This window comes from Limnohabitans sp., assembly GCF_040400975.1.
Taxonomy (GTDB): domain Bacteria; phylum Pseudomonadota; class Gammaproteobacteria; order Burkholderiales; family Burkholderiaceae_C; genus Limnohabitans_A.
The window spans coordinates 54771-69449 of the sequence record NZ_JBBAPF010000008.1; the positions used below are offsets into that span (position 1 = coordinate 54771).

Below are 14679 nucleotides of genomic sequence, written 5' to 3' on the forward strand. Positions count from 1 at the left end.
AGACAAAAGGCAGCCGAGGCTGCCTTTTGTTTTGAACGCTTGCAGCGGACAGATGACCGCTGAAAACAAATCTCAAGATCAGTAAGCCTGACCTAACTGACCCAAGATGGCGGGGTTTTCCAGCGTGGAGATGTCTTGCGTGATCTCTTCGCCTTTGGCCAAAGAGCGCAGCAAGCGGCGCATGATCTTGCCCGAACGGGTCTTGGGCAAGTTTTCGCCAAAGCGGATGTCTTTGGGCTTGGCGATCGGGCCGATTTCTTTGGCGATGTGGTCGCGCAATTGCTTGGCAATCGCCTTGCCTTCTTCGGTGTTGGGCAGCGAGCGCTTGAGCACCACGAAGGCGCAAATCGCCTCACCCGTGGTGTCGTCAGGGCGGCCCACCACGGCGGCCTCGGCGACCAACTCGGTGCAGCTGACCAAGGCCGATTCGATTTCCATCGTCCCCATGCGGTGACCAGAGACGTTCAGCACGTCGTCGATGCGGCCGGTGATGGTGAAGTAACCGGTCTTTTCGTCACGGATCGAACCGTCGCCGGCCAAGTAGTACTTGCCCTTGAAGTCCTCAGGGTAGTAGCTCTTCTTGAAGCGCTCAGGGTCACCCCAGATCGTGCGGATCATGGAAGGCCATGGGCGCTTGACCACCAAAATGCCGCCTTGGCCGTTGGGCATGTCTTTGCCGGTCTCGTCCACGATGGCCGCTTGGATGCCGGGGAAAGGCAGCGTGCAGGAACCTGGAACCATGGGTGTGGCGCCAGGCAGCGGCGTGATCATGTGGCCACCGGTTTCGGTTTGCCAGAAGGTGTCGACGATGGGGCAATTGCCGCCGCCCACATGCTTGTGGTACCACTCCCACGCGGCAGGGTTGATCGGCTCGCCGACCGAACCCAACAAACGCAGGCTGCTGAGGTTGTAGCTCTTGGGATGCACCGCGTCGTTGGCTTCCGCGGCCTTGATGAGCGAGCGGATGGCGGTGGGCGCGGTGTAGAAGATCGAGACCTTGTGGTCTTGGATCATCTTCCAGAATCGGCCAGCGTCTGGGTAGGTGGGCACGCCCTCGAACACGATTTCGGTGCCGCCTAGGGCCAAGGGGCCATAGGTGATGTAGGTGTGGCCGGTCACCCAGCCGATGTCGGCCGTGCACCAGAACACGTCGTCGGCCTTCAGGTCAAAGGTCCATTGGGTGGTCAGGGCTGCGTGCAGCAAATAACCACCGGTGGAGTGTTGGACACCTTTGGGCTTGCCGGTGGAGCCGGAGGTGTAGAGCAAGAACAGGGGGTGCTCGGCACCGACCCACTCGGGTTCGCAGGTGATGGCTTGCTGGTCGGCCAACTCGGCCATCCACTGGTCACGGCCAGCGGTCATGGCGATCTCAGCGCCTGAGCGCTTGACGACCAACACGTTTTTGATCGAGCCGCAACCGCCCAGCTTGATGGCGTCGTCCACGATGGCTTTGAGGGGCAGCAACTTGCCACCGCGCACTTGGTTGTCGGCGGTGATCACGGCCACAGCGCCGGTGTCTTCGATGCGGTCGCGCAGCGACTGGGCCGAGAAACCACCAAATACCACCGAGTGGGTCGCGCCGATGCGGGCACAAGCTTGCATCGCGGCCACACCCTCGACGGACATGGAGATGTAGATGACGACGCGGTCACCTTTTTTGATGCCCAGGCTCTTCAAAGCGTTGGCGTATTGGCAGGTTTTGGCCAGCAACTGGCTGTAAGTGACCTTGGTGACTTCGCCCCCGTCGGCTTCAAAGATGATGGCGGTCTTGTCGCCCAGGCCTTTTTCGACGTTGCGGTCCAAGCAGTTGTAAGAAGCGTTCAGGGTGCCGTCTTCGAACCACTTGAAGAAAGGCGCGTTGGACTCGTCCAGCACCTTGGTAAAAGGGGTTTTCCAGCTGATCAGCTCTTTGGCCAGCCGGGCCCAATAGCCTTCGTAATCGTTTTCGGCCTCTTTGCACAGCGCCTCGTAAGCGGGCATGCCCGAAATGTGGGCATTTTTGACGAAATCGGCACTGGGCAGGTAAGTCGGGGTGCTCATGGCGGCTGTCTCCTTTGTAACAAGTCAAATTTTAAACTGGCGCAAATGTCGTTCTTGGCTCTTACAAACCACTGACTGACATCAAACTTGCGCAAGGGCGGGTTCACACTCGAACACTTCGGCCTAAAATCGCCAGCGCAATGAAGGCACCCTTTGTGAACTTCAAACTTGGAAAATCATGCCACGCCCTATCGTCAAATCCTCGATTACCCACATCAACAGCTTCATATTTGCCAGCCGTTGGCTGCAATTGCCCCTTTATTTGGGATTGATCGCAGCACAGGCTGTTTATGTCTTTCACTTCTGGGTGGAGTTGGTCCATTTGCTGGAGGCGGCATTTGGCAGCCAGACCGCGTTGCAGGCGCTGGTTGGCAGCATCGGTTACAAGACCGATGCCCCCATCACCGGCCTCAATGAAGTGGTCATCATGCTGGTCGTGCTGGGTCTGATCGACGTGGTCATGATCTCTAACCTCTTGATCATGGTGATCGTGGGCGGCTACGAAACCTTTGTCTCGCGTCTGAACCTGGAAGGCCACCCCGATCAACCCGAATGGCTGGACCATGTGAACGCCTCGGTGCTCAAGGTCAAGCTGGCCACGGCCATCATCGGCATCAGCTCGATCCATTTGCTCAAGACCTTCATCAACGCCGCCAACTACACGGAACAGGTCTTGATGTGGCAAACCATCATCCACATTGCCTTCTTGTTCAGCGCCATCGCCATCGCCTATGCAGACCGTTTGATGTCACACCACGACAAAGCTGAGCACTGATCCCGTTTTTCTTGAATCCTCACAGACGCCAACAACATGACCACCCTGATCCAACAAGAAGACCTGATCGAATCTGTCGCAGCCGCACTGCAGTACATCAGCTACTACCACCCAGCCGACTACATCGCCCACCTGGCCCGCGCCTACGATCGTGAGCAGAGCCCGGCCGCCAAAGACGCCATCGCCCAGATCCTGACCAACAGCAAAATGAGCGCCACCGGCCACCGCCCGATTTGCCAAGACACCGGCATCGTCAACGTTTTCCTTGAGGTCGGCATGGACGTGAAGTTTGACGGCTTCACCGGCAGCCTGGAAGACGCCATCAACGAAGGTGTGCGCCGCGGCTACAACCACCCCGACAACACGCTGCGTGCATCCGTGGTCTCTGACCCGCACTTCAACCGCAAAAACACCAAAGACAACACGCCTGCCGTGATCTTCACCAGGATCGTGCCCGGCAACAAGGTCGATGTGACCGTGGCGGCCAAAGGCGGCGGCAGCGAAAACAAGTCCAAGATGATCATGCTCAACCCCGGCGACAGCATCGTCGACTGGGTTTTGAAGACCGTGCCCACCATGGGCGCGGGCTGGTGCCCACCGGGCATGCTGGGCATCGGCATCGGCGGCACCGCCGAAAAAGCCGTGCTCATGGCCAAAGAAAGCCTGATGGACGACCTGGACATGTACCAGTTGCTCGAAAAATCCAGCCAAGGCGAGAAACTCGACCCCGTCGAAGAAATGCGCTTGGAGCTCTACCACAAGGTCAACGCCCTGGGCATTGGCGCGCAAGGCTTAGGTGGCTTGACCACCGTGCTGGACGTGAAGATCAAGATGTACCCCACCCACGCGGCCAGCAAGCCCGTGGCCATGATCCCCAACTGCGCCGCCACGCGCCATGCGCACTTCGTGCTCGACGGCTCCGGCCCCACGTATTTGGAAGCGCCTTCGCTGGACCTGTGGCCCAACGTGGGCTGGACGGCCGACACCGAGAAGAGCAAACGCGTGGACCTGAACGCCCTTACCCCAGCCGAAGTCGCCAGCTGGACACCCGGCCAGACGCTCTTGCTCAACGGCAAGATGCTCACCGGCCGCGACGCCGCACACAAACGCATCCAAGACATGCTGGCCAAGGGCGAGAAGCTGCCTGTGGACTTCAAAAACCGCGTGATCTATTACGTGGGTCCCGTGGATCCGGTGGGCGACGAGGCTGTGGGTCCCGCAGGACCAACGACTTCTACGCGCATGGACGGCTTCACCGAAATGATGCTGGCCCAAACCGGCCTGATCGCCATGATCGGCAAGGCCGAGCGCGGCCCGGTCGCCATCGAGGCGATCAAAAAGCACAAGAGTGCTTACCTGATGGCCGTGGGCGGCGCGGCCTATCTCGTGTCCAAAGCCATCAAGCACGCCAAGGTCGTGGGCTTTGCCGACATGGGCATGGAAGCCATCTATGAATTCGACGTGGTGGACATGCCGGTGACGGTGGCGGTCGATGCGGGCGGCACCAGCGCCCACATCACCGGCCCCGCCGAATGGCAAAAGCGCATCGCCACCGGTGAGTTCAAGGGCATCGGCGTTAACGCCGGCTGAATGTGAACACCCCCATTGGCGTTTTTGACAGCGGCATTGGGGGCCTGAGTGTGCTGCGGGCCTTGCAAAAGGCTCTGCCGCACGAACGCTTTGTGTATTTGGCCGACAACGCGCACGCGCCCTATGGCGAAAAAACCGAGGTCTTTGTCCGCCAGCGGACCCAAGCGATTGCAACGCATTTGCTCACGCAACACCACATCAAAGCGCTGGTGGTGGCCTGCAACACCGCCACCGCTGCAGCCATCCACGAACTGCGTGCCCAGCACCCCCAACTGCCTCTGGTGGGTGTCGAGCCTGCACTGAAACCGGCCCTGGCCCTCAGCCACACGGGCCATATCGGTGTGATCGCAACGCGGGGCACGGTGGGCAGTGACAAATTCGCTCGCCTGTTGGCCAGTGTGCAAGGCGAGGCCCATTTTGTGGTGCAGGCCTGTAACGGCTTGGCCTTGGCCATCGAGCAAAGCACCCTGCCCGATCAAGCGATGGCTGCGCAAGCGCAAATCGCGCATTTGCTGAAGAGCTATACCGATGCCATGGGCCGCTTTGGTTCAGGACCTGGCGACATCGACACCTTGGTGCTCGGTTGTACCCACTATGTGTTTGTCGAAAACGATTTGCGGCAACTGCTCGGGCCAGATGTGCAACTGATCTCGACAGGCGAAGCGGTGGCGCGTCAAACGCAGCGATTGTTGGCGGCGGCTGGTTTACTGAACACGCAAGAGCCCCATGGCTCTGGGCTGCCCATGCGCTTAATGACCACGGGTGACTTGCAAGGGCTGCAAGCGGCTGCCATGCGTTGGTTGGGTTTGCCGCCTGAGTTGTGCGAGGCAGCGCCTGCCAATCTGCAAGCCTGAACCATCAGGCCGGCTTTTGGGCCGCCAAACGGCCGCGCTCCACATCCACGGGCATCAAGAGGACCAGGCCCAAAATGAACAGCAAGGAGGTCGCCCCAATCGCCAAACGCTGGTTGCCATCGCTCAGCCAAGTGATCAGACCGTACATCAAAGGCCCCAAGATGCTGGCCAGGCGAATGGCGAAGGTCCACAGGCCAAAAAACTCACCCAAACGGTGGGCTGGAACCATCAGGCCCGCCATGGCCCGACCCGAAGACTGGCTGGAACCCATGCAAAAACCAGCGATGCCTGCAGCCCACCAGAACGTGGCCTTGTCGGTCGACAAAGCCGCAATGAAACAGGTGGCCACCCAACCCAGCAAAGTCAGGGACAAAGTCAGCTTGTGGCCCAGGCGGTCTTGCACATGGCCCAGCAACAAAGCCCCCGCAAAAGCGGCCAGGTTCAGCACAAAAATCAGCACCATGGTCTCTTGTGGCTGGAAACCAATCACCTGCTCGGCATAAATGGCCGCCAGCGTGATGGCCACGGCCACCCCGCCCTGGTAAGCCACCGCACAGGCCAGCAAACGGGTGAAATCACGGTAAGGCAAGGCCTCGCGCAGGGTTTGGCGCAGGCCGCGCAAGCTTTTCACCACCGTCACCACCTGGGCATTCGGCTGCGCTGGCGAGTGCTCGCGCAGCAAGGAGAAAGTCACCAGGGCTGCAGCACCGTACATGGCGGCAGTGATCCACATGGTCACCGGCACAAACTGCGAGCCCGACTCGCCACGCGCTTGCGCCGCCAGCACATAAGCCAAGCAGATGCCCAAAGTCAGCATGCCGCCGATGTAGCCCAAAGACCACCCCCAACCGCTCACGCGGCCCATGGCATGGGGCTTGGCCAATTCGGGCAAAAACGAGGCGGTGAGCGACTCGCCATAAGAAAAGAAGGTGTTGGACAACACCAAAATGAACAAGCCCAACGCCACCTGTCCTGGCCCCACCAGAGACGAGGCCGCCGTGCTCAGCACGCAACCCAAGGTGACCCACATCAGCATGCGATTTTTGCCCGCCAACCGATCGGCCCAAGCACCCAGACCGGGCATGGTGAGCATGACGATCAGATAAGACAGGCTCAGGCCCGATGTCCAGGCCAAAGTGGCCCAGTCAGCCCCATCGGCCACGCCCCCCACAAAGTAAGCGGCAAACACGGCCGTGATGACCACCGTGGAATAGCCCGAGTTGGCAAAGTCGTACATGGCCCAGCCAAAGACCTCGCGCAAGCGCACACCCGGATTGAGGGCAGAACGAAGACCTGAGTCGTTCATGGGGGGACCCTTCAGTGCAGGTGACGTGGACGGCGTCCGCCACCACCGCCGTGGCCATTGCCGCCACCGGGGCCACGGGGCGGCCTGCCGATGTCCAAAGAGCTGACCAAACTGTCAAAGCGCGAGCTGAACAACTTGTCAATTTCAGCCACCACGCCCGACAACTCTGCGCCATCAAAGTGGCGCTCCATCATGTTGACGACATCGTGCACCAGCAAATCACGCTGGGCTTGCATGATGGCCCCTGGGTCAGGGCCGACAAACAGCATCACAAAATCATCACGCGACTCGACCCCACTGGCCTCGTCCTCGTCGTCGAACTCGGTGTCGTAGAAAGTCACCTCGATTTGGGTGCCGGCTGCAGACAACTCATTGAGGTTCATGCACAGATCGTCCATGACCAGACGGAAATCTTCGTCCCCCCGCACGGTCCAGCACAGTTGCAAGCGGCAGGATGCCGGGTCAAAACGGATGCCTGGCTCTTCTTCGTAAAGGCTGATGGCTCCTTCTACCAAACTGCGCGCACCAGCATATCGCCACAAGGGCTTCAAGGCCTCTTGAATGGCGGTGGTGTCGGTGCCGGGCTTGAGGGGCACATCACCATGCACGTGGATTTCAAGCGCTGCGTTGTCTTGGGTCATGATGGTGCTTTGAGTACTTTGGTGCCCCGAGCCGGAATCGAACCGGCACGCCCCTTTTCAGGAAGCAACGGATTTTAAGTCCGGTGTGTCTACCAGTTTCACCACCGGGGCAGAGGGCTTATTGTGCCTTGTTAACTTGGCTTTTCGGCATCAACCGAGGTGCAAATTCAGCATCGCCATGGCGAACAGTGCAAGCACCACCACATAGGCACCCGACCAGACCATGGTGCGCCATTTGGCTTTGTCGGTCACATAAAAGAAGACATACGCCACCCTTAAGGCGATGAAAAGCATGGCCAAGGCGTCGACCGTGTCAGGCTCGACCCCGGTGAGCAGAGCCAAAACCACCGCCAGGGCAAAAAAGGGAAAGGCCTCAAAACAGTTGGCTTGCGCGGCATTGGCGCGTGCTCTGAAGCCGGTCTGCCTGGACAGCCAAGCTCGGGGGTCGCTGTTGTCGTAGCCCTTGAAGCCCGATTTGGCAATGCCCGCACACACCACCGGCATGATCCCGGCCACCAACACGGCACCATATGAAATCAACATTCAGCTCTCCTTGAGATCGCCAAAAAAATCGAAAAAAAAGCCACTGAAACTTCAGTGGCTGGGCACTGGCCCGGCAGGCACCGGGCGCACCGTGATCAACCGCCCTTTTTGGAACGCTTGCCGGGGTTTTTCTTGCTGCGTGTGGCCACGCCGCGCTCAAGGCTGACACGCTGACCACGGCCAGCCGTGGGCAGGTTAACGCCGGGCAATGCGGGCAGTGGCTGAGTGAATTTACGATCTGCTTCGGTGACGATTTTGTTGCCCATCTGTGGCTCCGGATAAAAAATGCAAAACGGTATTAAGCCACAAGATTGAGGCGTTTGAGTCCAGGTTGAGTTCTTAGAGGTCGAAATGCGAGCCCTTTGCAATTCGCCGGGACTGAACCCAAAGTCTGACTCAGTCTCGGCGCAAGGCCACGGCAAAGCCCTTTTGCACGGCTGGCCGCGCCATCAGAGCCTGATACCAACGCTGAACATGTGGGAACTGGGCCAAATCAACCTGGTGACGCGGGTGGCGCCATACCCAACCCAAGATCGCGAAGTCGGCGATCGACAAATCGCCTGCAAAAAAAGCTTGCTCGGCCAAGCGGCGGTCCATCACGCCATAAAGGCGCAGTGTTTCGGCCATGAAGCGCTGCAAGCCATAACGCTTGTCAGTTTCGTCCTTCAAAGCCACAAAGTGGTGCACCTGGCCCGGCGCTGGCCCAAAGCCCCCCATCTGAAACATCAACCACTCCAAAGTGGCCACTCTGCCGGGGCCTTGAGGGGGGAGAAATTGCCCGGTTTTCTCGGCCAAATAAATCAGGATGGCACCCGATTCAAAGACCGTTTGAGTTTGTCCATCGAAACCATCGGTATCGACCAAGGCCGGAATTTTGTTGTTGGGGCTGATTTTCAAAAAATCAGGTGCAAATTGCTCATCGCGCGTGATGTCGACCACCTGCACTGCATAACTCAGGCCCATTTCTTCCAAGGCCACGGTGATCTTGCGGGCATTGGGGGTGTCAAAAGCAAACAGGGTCAAAGCCATGACCAAACCTTTCAATGAAGAAGGCGCAAGTTTAGGCACACCCCAGCGAAAGTTGCGACAGCTTGGCGACTGCGCCAGCAGGCCGGGGGCCGTATCATGGTTATTTCAGCTTCAAGGCACCGACATGAACCGCGTTTTGGCCCACACCGGGGCAACTTACCCCATCTTGCAAGCGCCCATGGGCTGGATTGCCAGAAGCGCTCTGGCCTCTGCGGTGTCTCGGGCTGGCGGCTTGGGAATCATCGAGACCTCCTCGGGTGAAACTGAAAACTGCCAACGTGAAATCATGGCCATGCGCCAAACGGGTTTACCTTTTGGCGTCAACCTGCCGATCCGGTTTTTGAAAGACGACGCCATGCTGCGCTTTGTCTGCGAATCCGGCGTGCGCTTTGTCACCACCTCAGCGGGCAGCCCAGCCAAGTTTGTGGCGCCGCTGCAAGCCGCAGGCATCGCGGTGTACCACGCCGTACCGACTTTGGAGGCCGCGCTCAAATGCGCCGACGCTGGCGTGGATGGCTTGGTCGTCGAAGGCTCTGAAGGGGGTGGCTTCAAAAACCCGGATGAAGTCAGTACCCTGGTACTGCTGCAAGCCATTCGCGAAAAGACCGACCTGCCCCTGATTGCCGCAGGCGGCATTGTGGATGGGCGCGGCATGGCCGCCGCATTTGCCCTGGGGGCCGAGGCCATCCAAATGGGCACCCGCTTTGTGGCCTGCGCCGAAAGCCCAGTCCATGCCCATTACAAACAGGCCATCGTGGACGCCAGCACCACTGGCACATACATGCTCAACACCAAGTCATCGCCCTGCATACGAGCCCTGAAAGCACCCTTCACCCAAACCCTGCATGAAGCAGGCCTCATGGGGCCCGATGCCTTTCAAGGCATTCAACAGGTTTACTTTGGCGGCGACATGAATGCTGCACCGGCCTTGGCAGGCCAATCGGCGGGCCTGGTTCATGAAGTCCTGACCGCTCAGCAAATCATCGAACAAACCGTGGCTGAATTTCGCAGCATCGCGGCCCGTCTGGGGCAGTTGGCACAACAAGCGTCTTTTGGCTAAGCTCTGACACTCCCATCCCAACATTGACTTTGCCTATGAAAACCCTTTTCGCCCTCAGCAGCTTGTCTTTTTGCCTTTTGAGCGCCTCGCCGGTCTGGGCTTCCAATGCGGTCACCGCAGCAGCGGCCCAAGAAGCGGGCGCCCGGCTCACCCCTTCGGGCATGGTGTACCGCGCCCTCAAAGAAGGCACGGGCGCCAGCCCCAAAGCCTCAGACAAAGTGAAAGTGCACTATCGGGGCACGCTGCCCGATGGGAAGGAATTTGACAGCTCGTACAAGCGCAACGAGGCCATTGAGTTTCCCCTCAACCGGGTGATTCCCTGCTGGACCGAAGGCGTTCAGATGATGAAGGTGGGGGGCAGCGCCAAATTGACCTGCCCACCCGCCACCGCCTATGGTGAACGCGGCGCGGGCGGCGTGATCCCCCCCAATGCGACTTTGGTGTTTGAAGTCGAATTGCTCGCCATCAATGGCAAATGATCTGGAAGCGCACATGACCACACCCACTTTGGAATCCTTCACCGCCCAATCGATGGACGAAGGTTTTGACGAAATTTTGGTGCGCCAATGGGACGCCAACTTGAAACTCGACACCCACACCCACTCGTTTGACGTCAGCGCTTATGTGGTGCAAGGCGAGTACTGGTTGACCGTGGGCGAAGAGGTCAAGCACCTGAAAGCGGGCGACTTTTTCAGGTTGGCACGCAACGTGGCCCACGCCGAACTGTATGGCCCGCAAGGCGCCACCGTCTGGGTGGCGCGGGCCAACTGATCGGCCGCTCAGGCCATCGATTCGACCACTTCGGTCACGCTGCGAAACGCATCGATGGCCGTGGGGAAGCCACAGTACACGGTGGCGTGCAGCATCACTTCACGCAGTTCTTCGGGTGTAGCGCCGTTGTGGATGGCCCCGCGCACATGGGCTTTGAGTTCATGCTGCTTGCCCTGTGCCGCCAGCATGGCCACGGTGATCAGGCTGCGGGTTTTCAGGTCCAGGCCCGGGCGCTGCCACACGTTACCCCAGGCGTTGGCCGTGATGAACTCTTGCATGGGCATGGTGTAGTCGGTAGCGGCGCCCAAAGCGCGCTCCACATAAGCTGGGCCCATGACCTGGGTGCGGGTGGTGAGGCCCGCCTGAAATGCAGCATCGTTGGGGCGGGCTTCGCGGGCTTGCTCGATCGGGGAACTTGGGGGTGTTGGGGACATGACAGGCTCCTGTAAGAGCCCTGAGCATAATCAAAGGCTTGCCCAACAGGAGACACCATGAGCACACCCACACCGGCGACACCATCCCGCTACCCCGCCCCCGAAATCAAAGACTTGCCCGAGGACATCCGCGCCAAGGTCCTAGAGGTGCAGGAAAAAGCCGGTTTTGTGCCTAATGTGTTTTTGGCGCTTGCCCGTCGCCCTGCTGAGTGGCGGGCGTTTTTTGCCTACCACGACGCCCTGATGGTGCCCGAGTCTGTAGGGCGCAGCAGCGGCCTGAGCAAGGGTGAGCGTGAAATGATCGTGACCACCACCAGCGCGGCCAACAACTGCTTGTATTGCGTGGTGGCCCACGGTGCGATCTTGCGCATTTACGAAAAAAAACCACTGGTGGCCGACCAAGTTGCCATCAATTACCGCAAAGCCGACATCAGCCCACGCCAGCGCGCCATGCTGGACTTCGCACTCAAAGTCTGCAACCACTCCGACCAGGTGGAAGACGCCGACTTTGCCGCCCTGCACGCCCACGGCTTTGACGACGAAGACATCTGGGACATCGCGGCCATCACCGCCTTCTTTGGCCTAAGCAACCGCATGGCCAGTTTCAGCGGCATGATGCCCAACCCCGAGTTTTACTTGATGGGCCGCGCACCCAAGGTCAAACCCGCCGCCTGATGGGCTTCAGGCCTGGCCAGCAAAGCCCAAGCCATTTGGGTCAGCGCCTGCTCAAACGCGGGGCTGCCCAACAGGGGTGACTTTTCCAGGCTGGCACTGCGCAAGGTCCCAATCACAGAGCGGGTCAGCACAAACATTTGGGCCGTGCTGGGCGTTTGCAGGGCTGGGTGGTCTATGCGTTCAAAAAACACGGCCAAGCGGTCGGCCACCTGACGCACGGCGCTGGCCGTTTCTTCGGGCTTTTCCAGTGTCCAGCACAGGTGAATCAGGCTTTGGCTCAAGCCCTTGCCCGTGGCAAAACCCCGCACCAAGATGCGAATGGCTTTGGCCAACAGCTCGCGGCCGTCCAATTCGCGAACATTGGGCAAATTCTCCAGCTCACTCAGGTAGCGACCCAGCTCTTGCAAAACCAGGCCCTGCCCTTTGGCCGCCATGGCCTGCACCAGCACCTCTTTGCTGGGAAAGTATTGGTACAGCGTGCCAATCGAGAAACCGGCTGCAGCGGCCACCTTGTTGGTCGTCAAACCGGCCTCGCCTTCTTTGTCCAAAATCTGAGCAGCCGCCTTGAACAAGGTTTGCATGGTCTGCTGCGCCCTAGCCTGCGAGGGCTGGCGACGCAGGCTGACTGGGGCTTGCGGCTGAGCGGATGTTTTGGTGGGTTTGGCTGCGGCCATGAAAAGCCCTTGAAAAAATGTGAGCAGATCGCGAGTTGCAAGGTCTTTGCAAAACCTGAACAATGCTCACATTCTGACCGATCACCCACAAAGCACGCCATGAACACACCCGCAGCCCCCACCGAGTTGACCGTCCGACGCCTGAGCGTGGACCTGAGCCAAGGTTTTTCTCGCCACTGGAACGGCGGCGATGCGTTTTTGACGGCTTATGCCAACGCTTTGTCGATGAGCTTTCCAGTTGGAGAGCAGTCTTTCATCGACGCGGTCAAAAATGGCGCCAAAAACCTGCCCGACACCCCTGAGAACGCTGAGCTCAAAAACATCGCCAAGGGCTTTGTAGGTCAAGAAGCCACCCACCGTCACCTGCATGCGCTGTACAACGCCCACTTGGAAAAACAAGGCTTGGTCAACCACTGGGGCCCCCGGGCTGAGCAACGCCTGAAAAAAGGACGCGAGGAATTCTTCAGCAAGAGCGAAAAGGGCTACCTGCATGAGTTGGCCATCACCGCCGCTTTTGAGCACTACACCTCGATCTTTGGTGACCTGACTTTGGACCGCCTGGACCAGCCCGGCGACTGGTTTGCCAAGGCCGAAGACCCGCTCAAAACCCTTTGGCGCTGGCACGCGGCCGAAGAGTCCGAGCACAAATGCGTGGCCTTTGACCTGTACCAACGCTTGGGTGGCAATCACCAGTGGCGCATGCGCTGGTTTTGGTACGTCACCGTCCAGTTCAGCACCGACGTGTTCCGCCAGACCGTCAACAACCTCTGGCACGACAAGACGCTCTTCAAGCCTTCTACTTGGTGGTCGGCGGCCAAGTTTTTGTTCGGTCGCCACGGCATGGTTTGGCGCGTGGCCAAGCCCTTGTGGGCTTACACCCGCCAAGACTTTCACCCCATGCAAGTGGGCAGCGCCACGCTGTCGCAAGACTGGCTGCAAAGCCACGCCGACCAGTGGCGTGCGGTGGGACCGCCGACTTCATCAGCAGCCTGAAACCTTCGCGCACAGGGTTGCGCTCCTACAAAAAAACAGCGCTCAGTCGCTGACCAAAGCCCGCACCCATTCGGGCAGGGTCACCGCCTTTTGGTTGGGGAAATCCACCCAAATCGTGGTCGCTCCACCAGCGGCAAAAATTACCCCGGGCTGGTCGGTGCGCTCCAAGGTGCACCAACTTTCAAACGTGGTGCGGCCCGGGTCGCTGACAAACATCTTGGCCAGAATGTCGCCGGGAAATTCAAACTGTTTGTAGAAATTACAAAATGCGTTCACGATGACCGGCCCCTGCCCTTGCGGGTTGACCTGACACCCGATAGCCTCAAACCAGTCGATGCGCAGCGTCTCCATGTAGCGAAAGTACACCGTGTTGTTGACATGGCCCATGGCGTCCATATCACCCCAGCGGATGGGAATGACCAACTCGAAAACTTGCTTTTTATGCTCGGGCAACTCCAGCTTCATGGTCAGGTCCTCACACCGCGAAGCCGTCGTCGGCCGACACCACCGCGCCATTGATGAAGTGGCTCTGGTCGCTGGCCAGCAGCATCAGCAAGGCGTCCAGGTCTTGCGGCTGGCCCACGCGTTTGCGCGGCAGCATGCTGATGAGCTTTTGGCCTTGCTCGGTTTGCCAGTGGTGGTGGTTGATTTCGGTGTCAATGTAGCCGGGGCAAATCGCGTTCACGTTGATGCCAAATTTGCCCCACTCCACCGCAAAGGCCTTGGTCATCTGGATCACGGCGGCCTTGCTCATGCAGTACACGCCAATTTGCGGCAAGACCTTCAGGCCCGCCATCGAGGCGATGTTGATGATGCGCCCGCCGGTAAAGCTACCGGGCGCTGCCCCCTTGGCCCGGGCCAGCATGCGCTTGCCCACTTCTTGCGCCACAAAAAAAGCGCCGCGCACATTGGTGTTCATGATGAAGTCGTAATCGTCTTCGGTCACATCCTGGATGCGCTGGGTGGTGCTCACCCCTGAGTTGTTCACCAAAATGTCGATGCTGCCCATCTCGGTTTCGGCGTGTGCCACGGCCGCAGCAATGCTGTGGCGGTCGGTCACGTCCATCTCGACCACATGGGCGTCGCCACCAGCGGCTTCGATCTCGGCGCGCAGGTCCTTGAGCTTTTCGATGCGGCGGCTGGCCAACACCACGCCCGCGCCCGCTGCGGCCAGGGTTTTGGCAAATTGCGCCCCCAAGCCGCCCGAGGCGCCCGTCACCAAGGCCACGCGACCGGACAAATCAATTTCATAAGCCATGACAACTCCTTCAAGAATGGACCCCACAGGGCAAAA

18 protein-coding genes and 1 tRNA gene are annotated in these 14679 nt (G+C 59.4%); 8 read left to right on the forward strand and 11 right to left on the reverse strand.

Annotated features, from left to right (window positions below):
• Positions 1–78 precede the first annotated feature (78 nt).
• Entirely contained in the window at positions 79–2040 is a 1962-nt protein-coding gene (gene acs, locus ABWQ00_RS06905; RefSeq protein ID WP_353237938.1) for an acetate--CoA ligase, read from the reverse strand.
• Between the two features lie 178 nt (positions 2041–2218).
• On the opposite strand from acs, the gene ABWQ00_RS06910 reads away from it, so the two are divergent.
• Genes ABWQ00_RS06910 through murI form a run of 3 tightly spaced genes read left to right on the forward strand, consistent with a single transcriptional unit; the run spans position 2219 to position 5259 of the window.
• Positions 2219–2815, forward strand: coding sequence for a TIGR00645 family protein (locus ABWQ00_RS06910; protein ID WP_353237939.1), 597 nt, complete (start codon positions 2219–2221; stop codon positions 2813–2815).
• A gap of 36 nt (positions 2816–2851) precedes the next feature.
• A complete protein-coding gene (locus ABWQ00_RS06915) occupies positions 2852–4405 on the forward strand; it encodes a fumarate hydratase (protein ID WP_353237940.1) in 1554 nt (517 codons plus the stop codon).
• Between the two features lie 2 nt (positions 4406–4407).
• A complete protein-coding gene (gene murI, locus ABWQ00_RS06920; protein ID WP_353237941.1) occupies positions 4408–5259 on the forward strand; it encodes a glutamate racemase in 852 nt (283 codons plus the stop codon).
• A gap of 4 nt (positions 5260–5263) precedes the next feature.
• Here murI and ABWQ00_RS06925 read toward each other — a convergent pair whose 3' ends face one another.
• From ABWQ00_RS06925 to ABWQ00_RS06950, 6 genes are all read right to left on the reverse strand, one after another.
• A complete protein-coding gene (locus tag ABWQ00_RS06925; protein ID WP_353237942.1) occupies positions 5264–6565 on the reverse strand; it encodes an MFS transporter in 1302 nt (433 codons plus the stop codon).
• 11 nt (positions 6566–6576) lie between these two features.
• Positions 6577–7206 carry a DUF6806 family protein gene (locus ABWQ00_RS06930; protein ID WP_353237943.1) on the reverse strand — a complete coding sequence of 210 codons (630 nt, stop codon included), beginning with the start codon at positions 7204–7206 and terminating at the stop codon, positions 6577–6579.
• 19 nt (positions 7207–7225) lie between these two features.
• Positions 7226–7317, reverse strand: a tRNA-Leu gene (locus tag ABWQ00_RS06935).
• 39 nt (positions 7318–7356) lie between these two features.
• On the reverse strand, positions 7357–7749 hold the full coding sequence (locus ABWQ00_RS06940; protein ID WP_353237944.1) for an MAPEG family protein: 393 nt from the start codon (positions 7747–7749) through the stop codon (positions 7357–7359).
• 95 nt (positions 7750–7844) lie between these two features.
• Positions 7845–8015 (reverse strand): hypothetical protein, encoded by a 171-nt coding sequence (locus ABWQ00_RS06945; RefSeq protein ID WP_353237945.1) that lies wholly within the window; start codon positions 8013–8015, stop codon positions 7845–7847.
• Positions 8016–8145: 130 nt separating this feature from the next.
• Entirely contained in the window at positions 8146–8778 is a 633-nt protein-coding gene (locus ABWQ00_RS06950) for a glutathione S-transferase family protein (RefSeq protein ID WP_353237946.1), read from the reverse strand.
• 124 nt (positions 8779–8902) lie between these two features.
• Here ABWQ00_RS06950 and ABWQ00_RS06955 point away from each other — a divergent pair, with 124 nt between their 5' ends.
• From ABWQ00_RS06955 to ABWQ00_RS06965, 3 genes are read left to right on the forward strand one after another with little or no spacing between them, the layout of a single operon-like run.
• Positions 8903–9838: an NAD(P)H-dependent flavin oxidoreductase gene (locus tag ABWQ00_RS06955; protein WP_353237947.1), complete on the forward strand. Its 936-nt coding sequence runs from the start codon at positions 8903–8905 to the stop codon at positions 9836–9838.
• Positions 9839–9873: 35 nt separating this feature from the next.
• A complete protein-coding gene (locus ABWQ00_RS06960) occupies positions 9874–10317 on the forward strand; it encodes an FKBP-type peptidyl-prolyl cis-trans isomerase (protein WP_353237948.1) in 444 nt (147 codons plus the stop codon).
• A 13-nt stretch (positions 10318–10330) separates the two neighbouring features.
• Entirely contained in the window at positions 10331–10609 is a 279-nt protein-coding gene (locus tag ABWQ00_RS06965; protein WP_353237949.1) for a cupin domain-containing protein, read from the forward strand.
• 8 nt (positions 10610–10617) lie between these two features.
• On the opposite strand, the gene ABWQ00_RS06970 is transcribed toward ABWQ00_RS06965, so the two are convergent.
• Entirely contained in the window at positions 10618–11043 is a 426-nt protein-coding gene (locus ABWQ00_RS06970) for a carboxymuconolactone decarboxylase family protein (protein WP_353237950.1), read from the reverse strand.
• Between the two features lie 57 nt (positions 11044–11100).
• Between ABWQ00_RS06970 and ABWQ00_RS06975 the strand changes: the two genes are divergently transcribed.
• Positions 11101–11718: a peroxidase-related enzyme gene (locus ABWQ00_RS06975; protein WP_353237951.1), complete on the forward strand. Its 618-nt coding sequence runs from the start codon at positions 11101–11103 to the stop codon at positions 11716–11718.
• Here ABWQ00_RS06975 and ABWQ00_RS06980 read toward each other — a convergent pair.
• Positions 11676–12392 (reverse strand): TetR/AcrR family transcriptional regulator, encoded by a 717-nt coding sequence (locus ABWQ00_RS06980; RefSeq protein ID WP_353237952.1) that lies wholly within the window; start codon positions 12390–12392, stop codon positions 11676–11678. The two genes, ABWQ00_RS06975 and ABWQ00_RS06980, sit on opposite strands and share 43 nt — an antisense overlap.
• A 99-nt stretch (positions 12393–12491) precedes the next feature.
• Between ABWQ00_RS06980 and ABWQ00_RS06985 the strand changes: the two genes are divergently transcribed.
• Complete coding sequence (locus ABWQ00_RS06985) at positions 12492–13385, forward strand: metal-dependent hydrolase (protein ID WP_353237953.1); 894 nt, start codon at positions 12492–12494, stop codon at positions 13383–13385.
• 42 nt (positions 13386–13427) lie between these two features.
• Here ABWQ00_RS06985 and ABWQ00_RS06990 read toward each other — a convergent pair whose 3' ends face one another.
• Positions 13428–13850, reverse strand: coding sequence for an acyl-CoA thioesterase (locus ABWQ00_RS06990; protein ID WP_353237954.1), 423 nt, complete (start codon positions 13848–13850; stop codon positions 13428–13430).
• A gap of 10 nt (positions 13851–13860) precedes the next feature.
• Positions 13861–14643, reverse strand: a complete 783-nt coding sequence (locus tag ABWQ00_RS06995; RefSeq protein ID WP_089961680.1) for an SDR family oxidoreductase — start codon at positions 14641–14643, stop codon at positions 13861–13863.
• Between the last annotated feature and the right edge of the window lie 36 nt (positions 14644–14679).

Excerpts from the sequence above, each read along its gene's own strand:
- acs (WP_353237938.1), bottom strand. The coding sequence starts at position 2,040 with ATGAGCACCCCGACTTACCTGCCCAGTGCCGATTTCGTCAAAAATGCC.
- ABWQ00_RS06910 (WP_353237939.1), top strand. The coding sequence starts at position 2,219 with ATGCCACGCCCTATCGTCAAATCCTCGATTACCCACATCAACAGCTTC.
- ABWQ00_RS06915 (WP_353237940.1), top strand. The coding sequence starts at position 2,852 with ATGACCACCCTGATCCAACAAGAAGACCTGATCGAATCTGTCGCAGCC.
- ABWQ00_RS06925 (WP_353237942.1), bottom strand. The coding sequence starts at position 6,565 with ATGAACGACTCAGGTCTTCGTTCTGCCCTCAATCCGGGTGTGCGCTTG.
- ABWQ00_RS06930 (WP_353237943.1), bottom strand. The coding sequence starts at position 7,206 with ATGACCCAAGACAACGCAGCGCTTGAAATCCACGTGCATGGTGATGTG.
- ABWQ00_RS06940 (WP_353237944.1), bottom strand. The coding sequence starts at position 7,749 with ATGTTGATTTCATATGGTGCCGTGTTGGTGGCCGGGATCATGCCGGTG.
- ABWQ00_RS06945 (WP_353237945.1), bottom strand. The coding sequence starts at position 8,015 with ATGGGCAACAAAATCGTCACCGAAGCAGATCGTAAATTCACTCAGCCA.
- ABWQ00_RS06950 (WP_353237946.1), bottom strand. The coding sequence starts at position 8,778 with ATGGCTTTGACCCTGTTTGCTTTTGACACCCCCAATGCCCGCAAGATC.
- ABWQ00_RS06955 (WP_353237947.1), top strand. The coding sequence starts at position 8,903 with ATGAACCGCGTTTTGGCCCACACCGGGGCAACTTACCCCATCTTGCAA.
- ABWQ00_RS06960 (WP_353237948.1), top strand. The coding sequence starts at position 9,874 with ATGAAAACCCTTTTCGCCCTCAGCAGCTTGTCTTTTTGCCTTTTGAGC.
- ABWQ00_RS06965 (WP_353237949.1), top strand. The coding sequence starts at position 10,331 with ATGACCACACCCACTTTGGAATCCTTCACCGCCCAATCGATGGACGAA.
- ABWQ00_RS06970 (WP_353237950.1), bottom strand. The coding sequence starts at position 11,043 with ATGTCCCCAACACCCCCAAGTTCCCCGATCGAGCAAGCCCGCGAAGCC.
- ABWQ00_RS06975 (WP_353237951.1), top strand. The coding sequence starts at position 11,101 with ATGAGCACACCCACACCGGCGACACCATCCCGCTACCCCGCCCCCGAA.
- ABWQ00_RS06980 (WP_353237952.1), bottom strand. The coding sequence starts at position 12,392 with ATGGCCGCAGCCAAACCCACCAAAACATCCGCTCAGCCGCAAGCCCCA.
- ABWQ00_RS06985 (WP_353237953.1), top strand. The coding sequence starts at position 12,492 with ATGAACACACCCGCAGCCCCCACCGAGTTGACCGTCCGACGCCTGAGC.
- ABWQ00_RS06990 (WP_353237954.1), bottom strand. The coding sequence starts at position 13,850 with ATGAAGCTGGAGTTGCCCGAGCATAAAAAGCAAGTTTTCGAGTTGGTC.
- ABWQ00_RS06995 (WP_089961680.1), bottom strand. The coding sequence starts at position 14,643 with ATGGCTTATGAAATTGATTTGTCCGGTCGCGTGGCCTTGGTGACGGGC.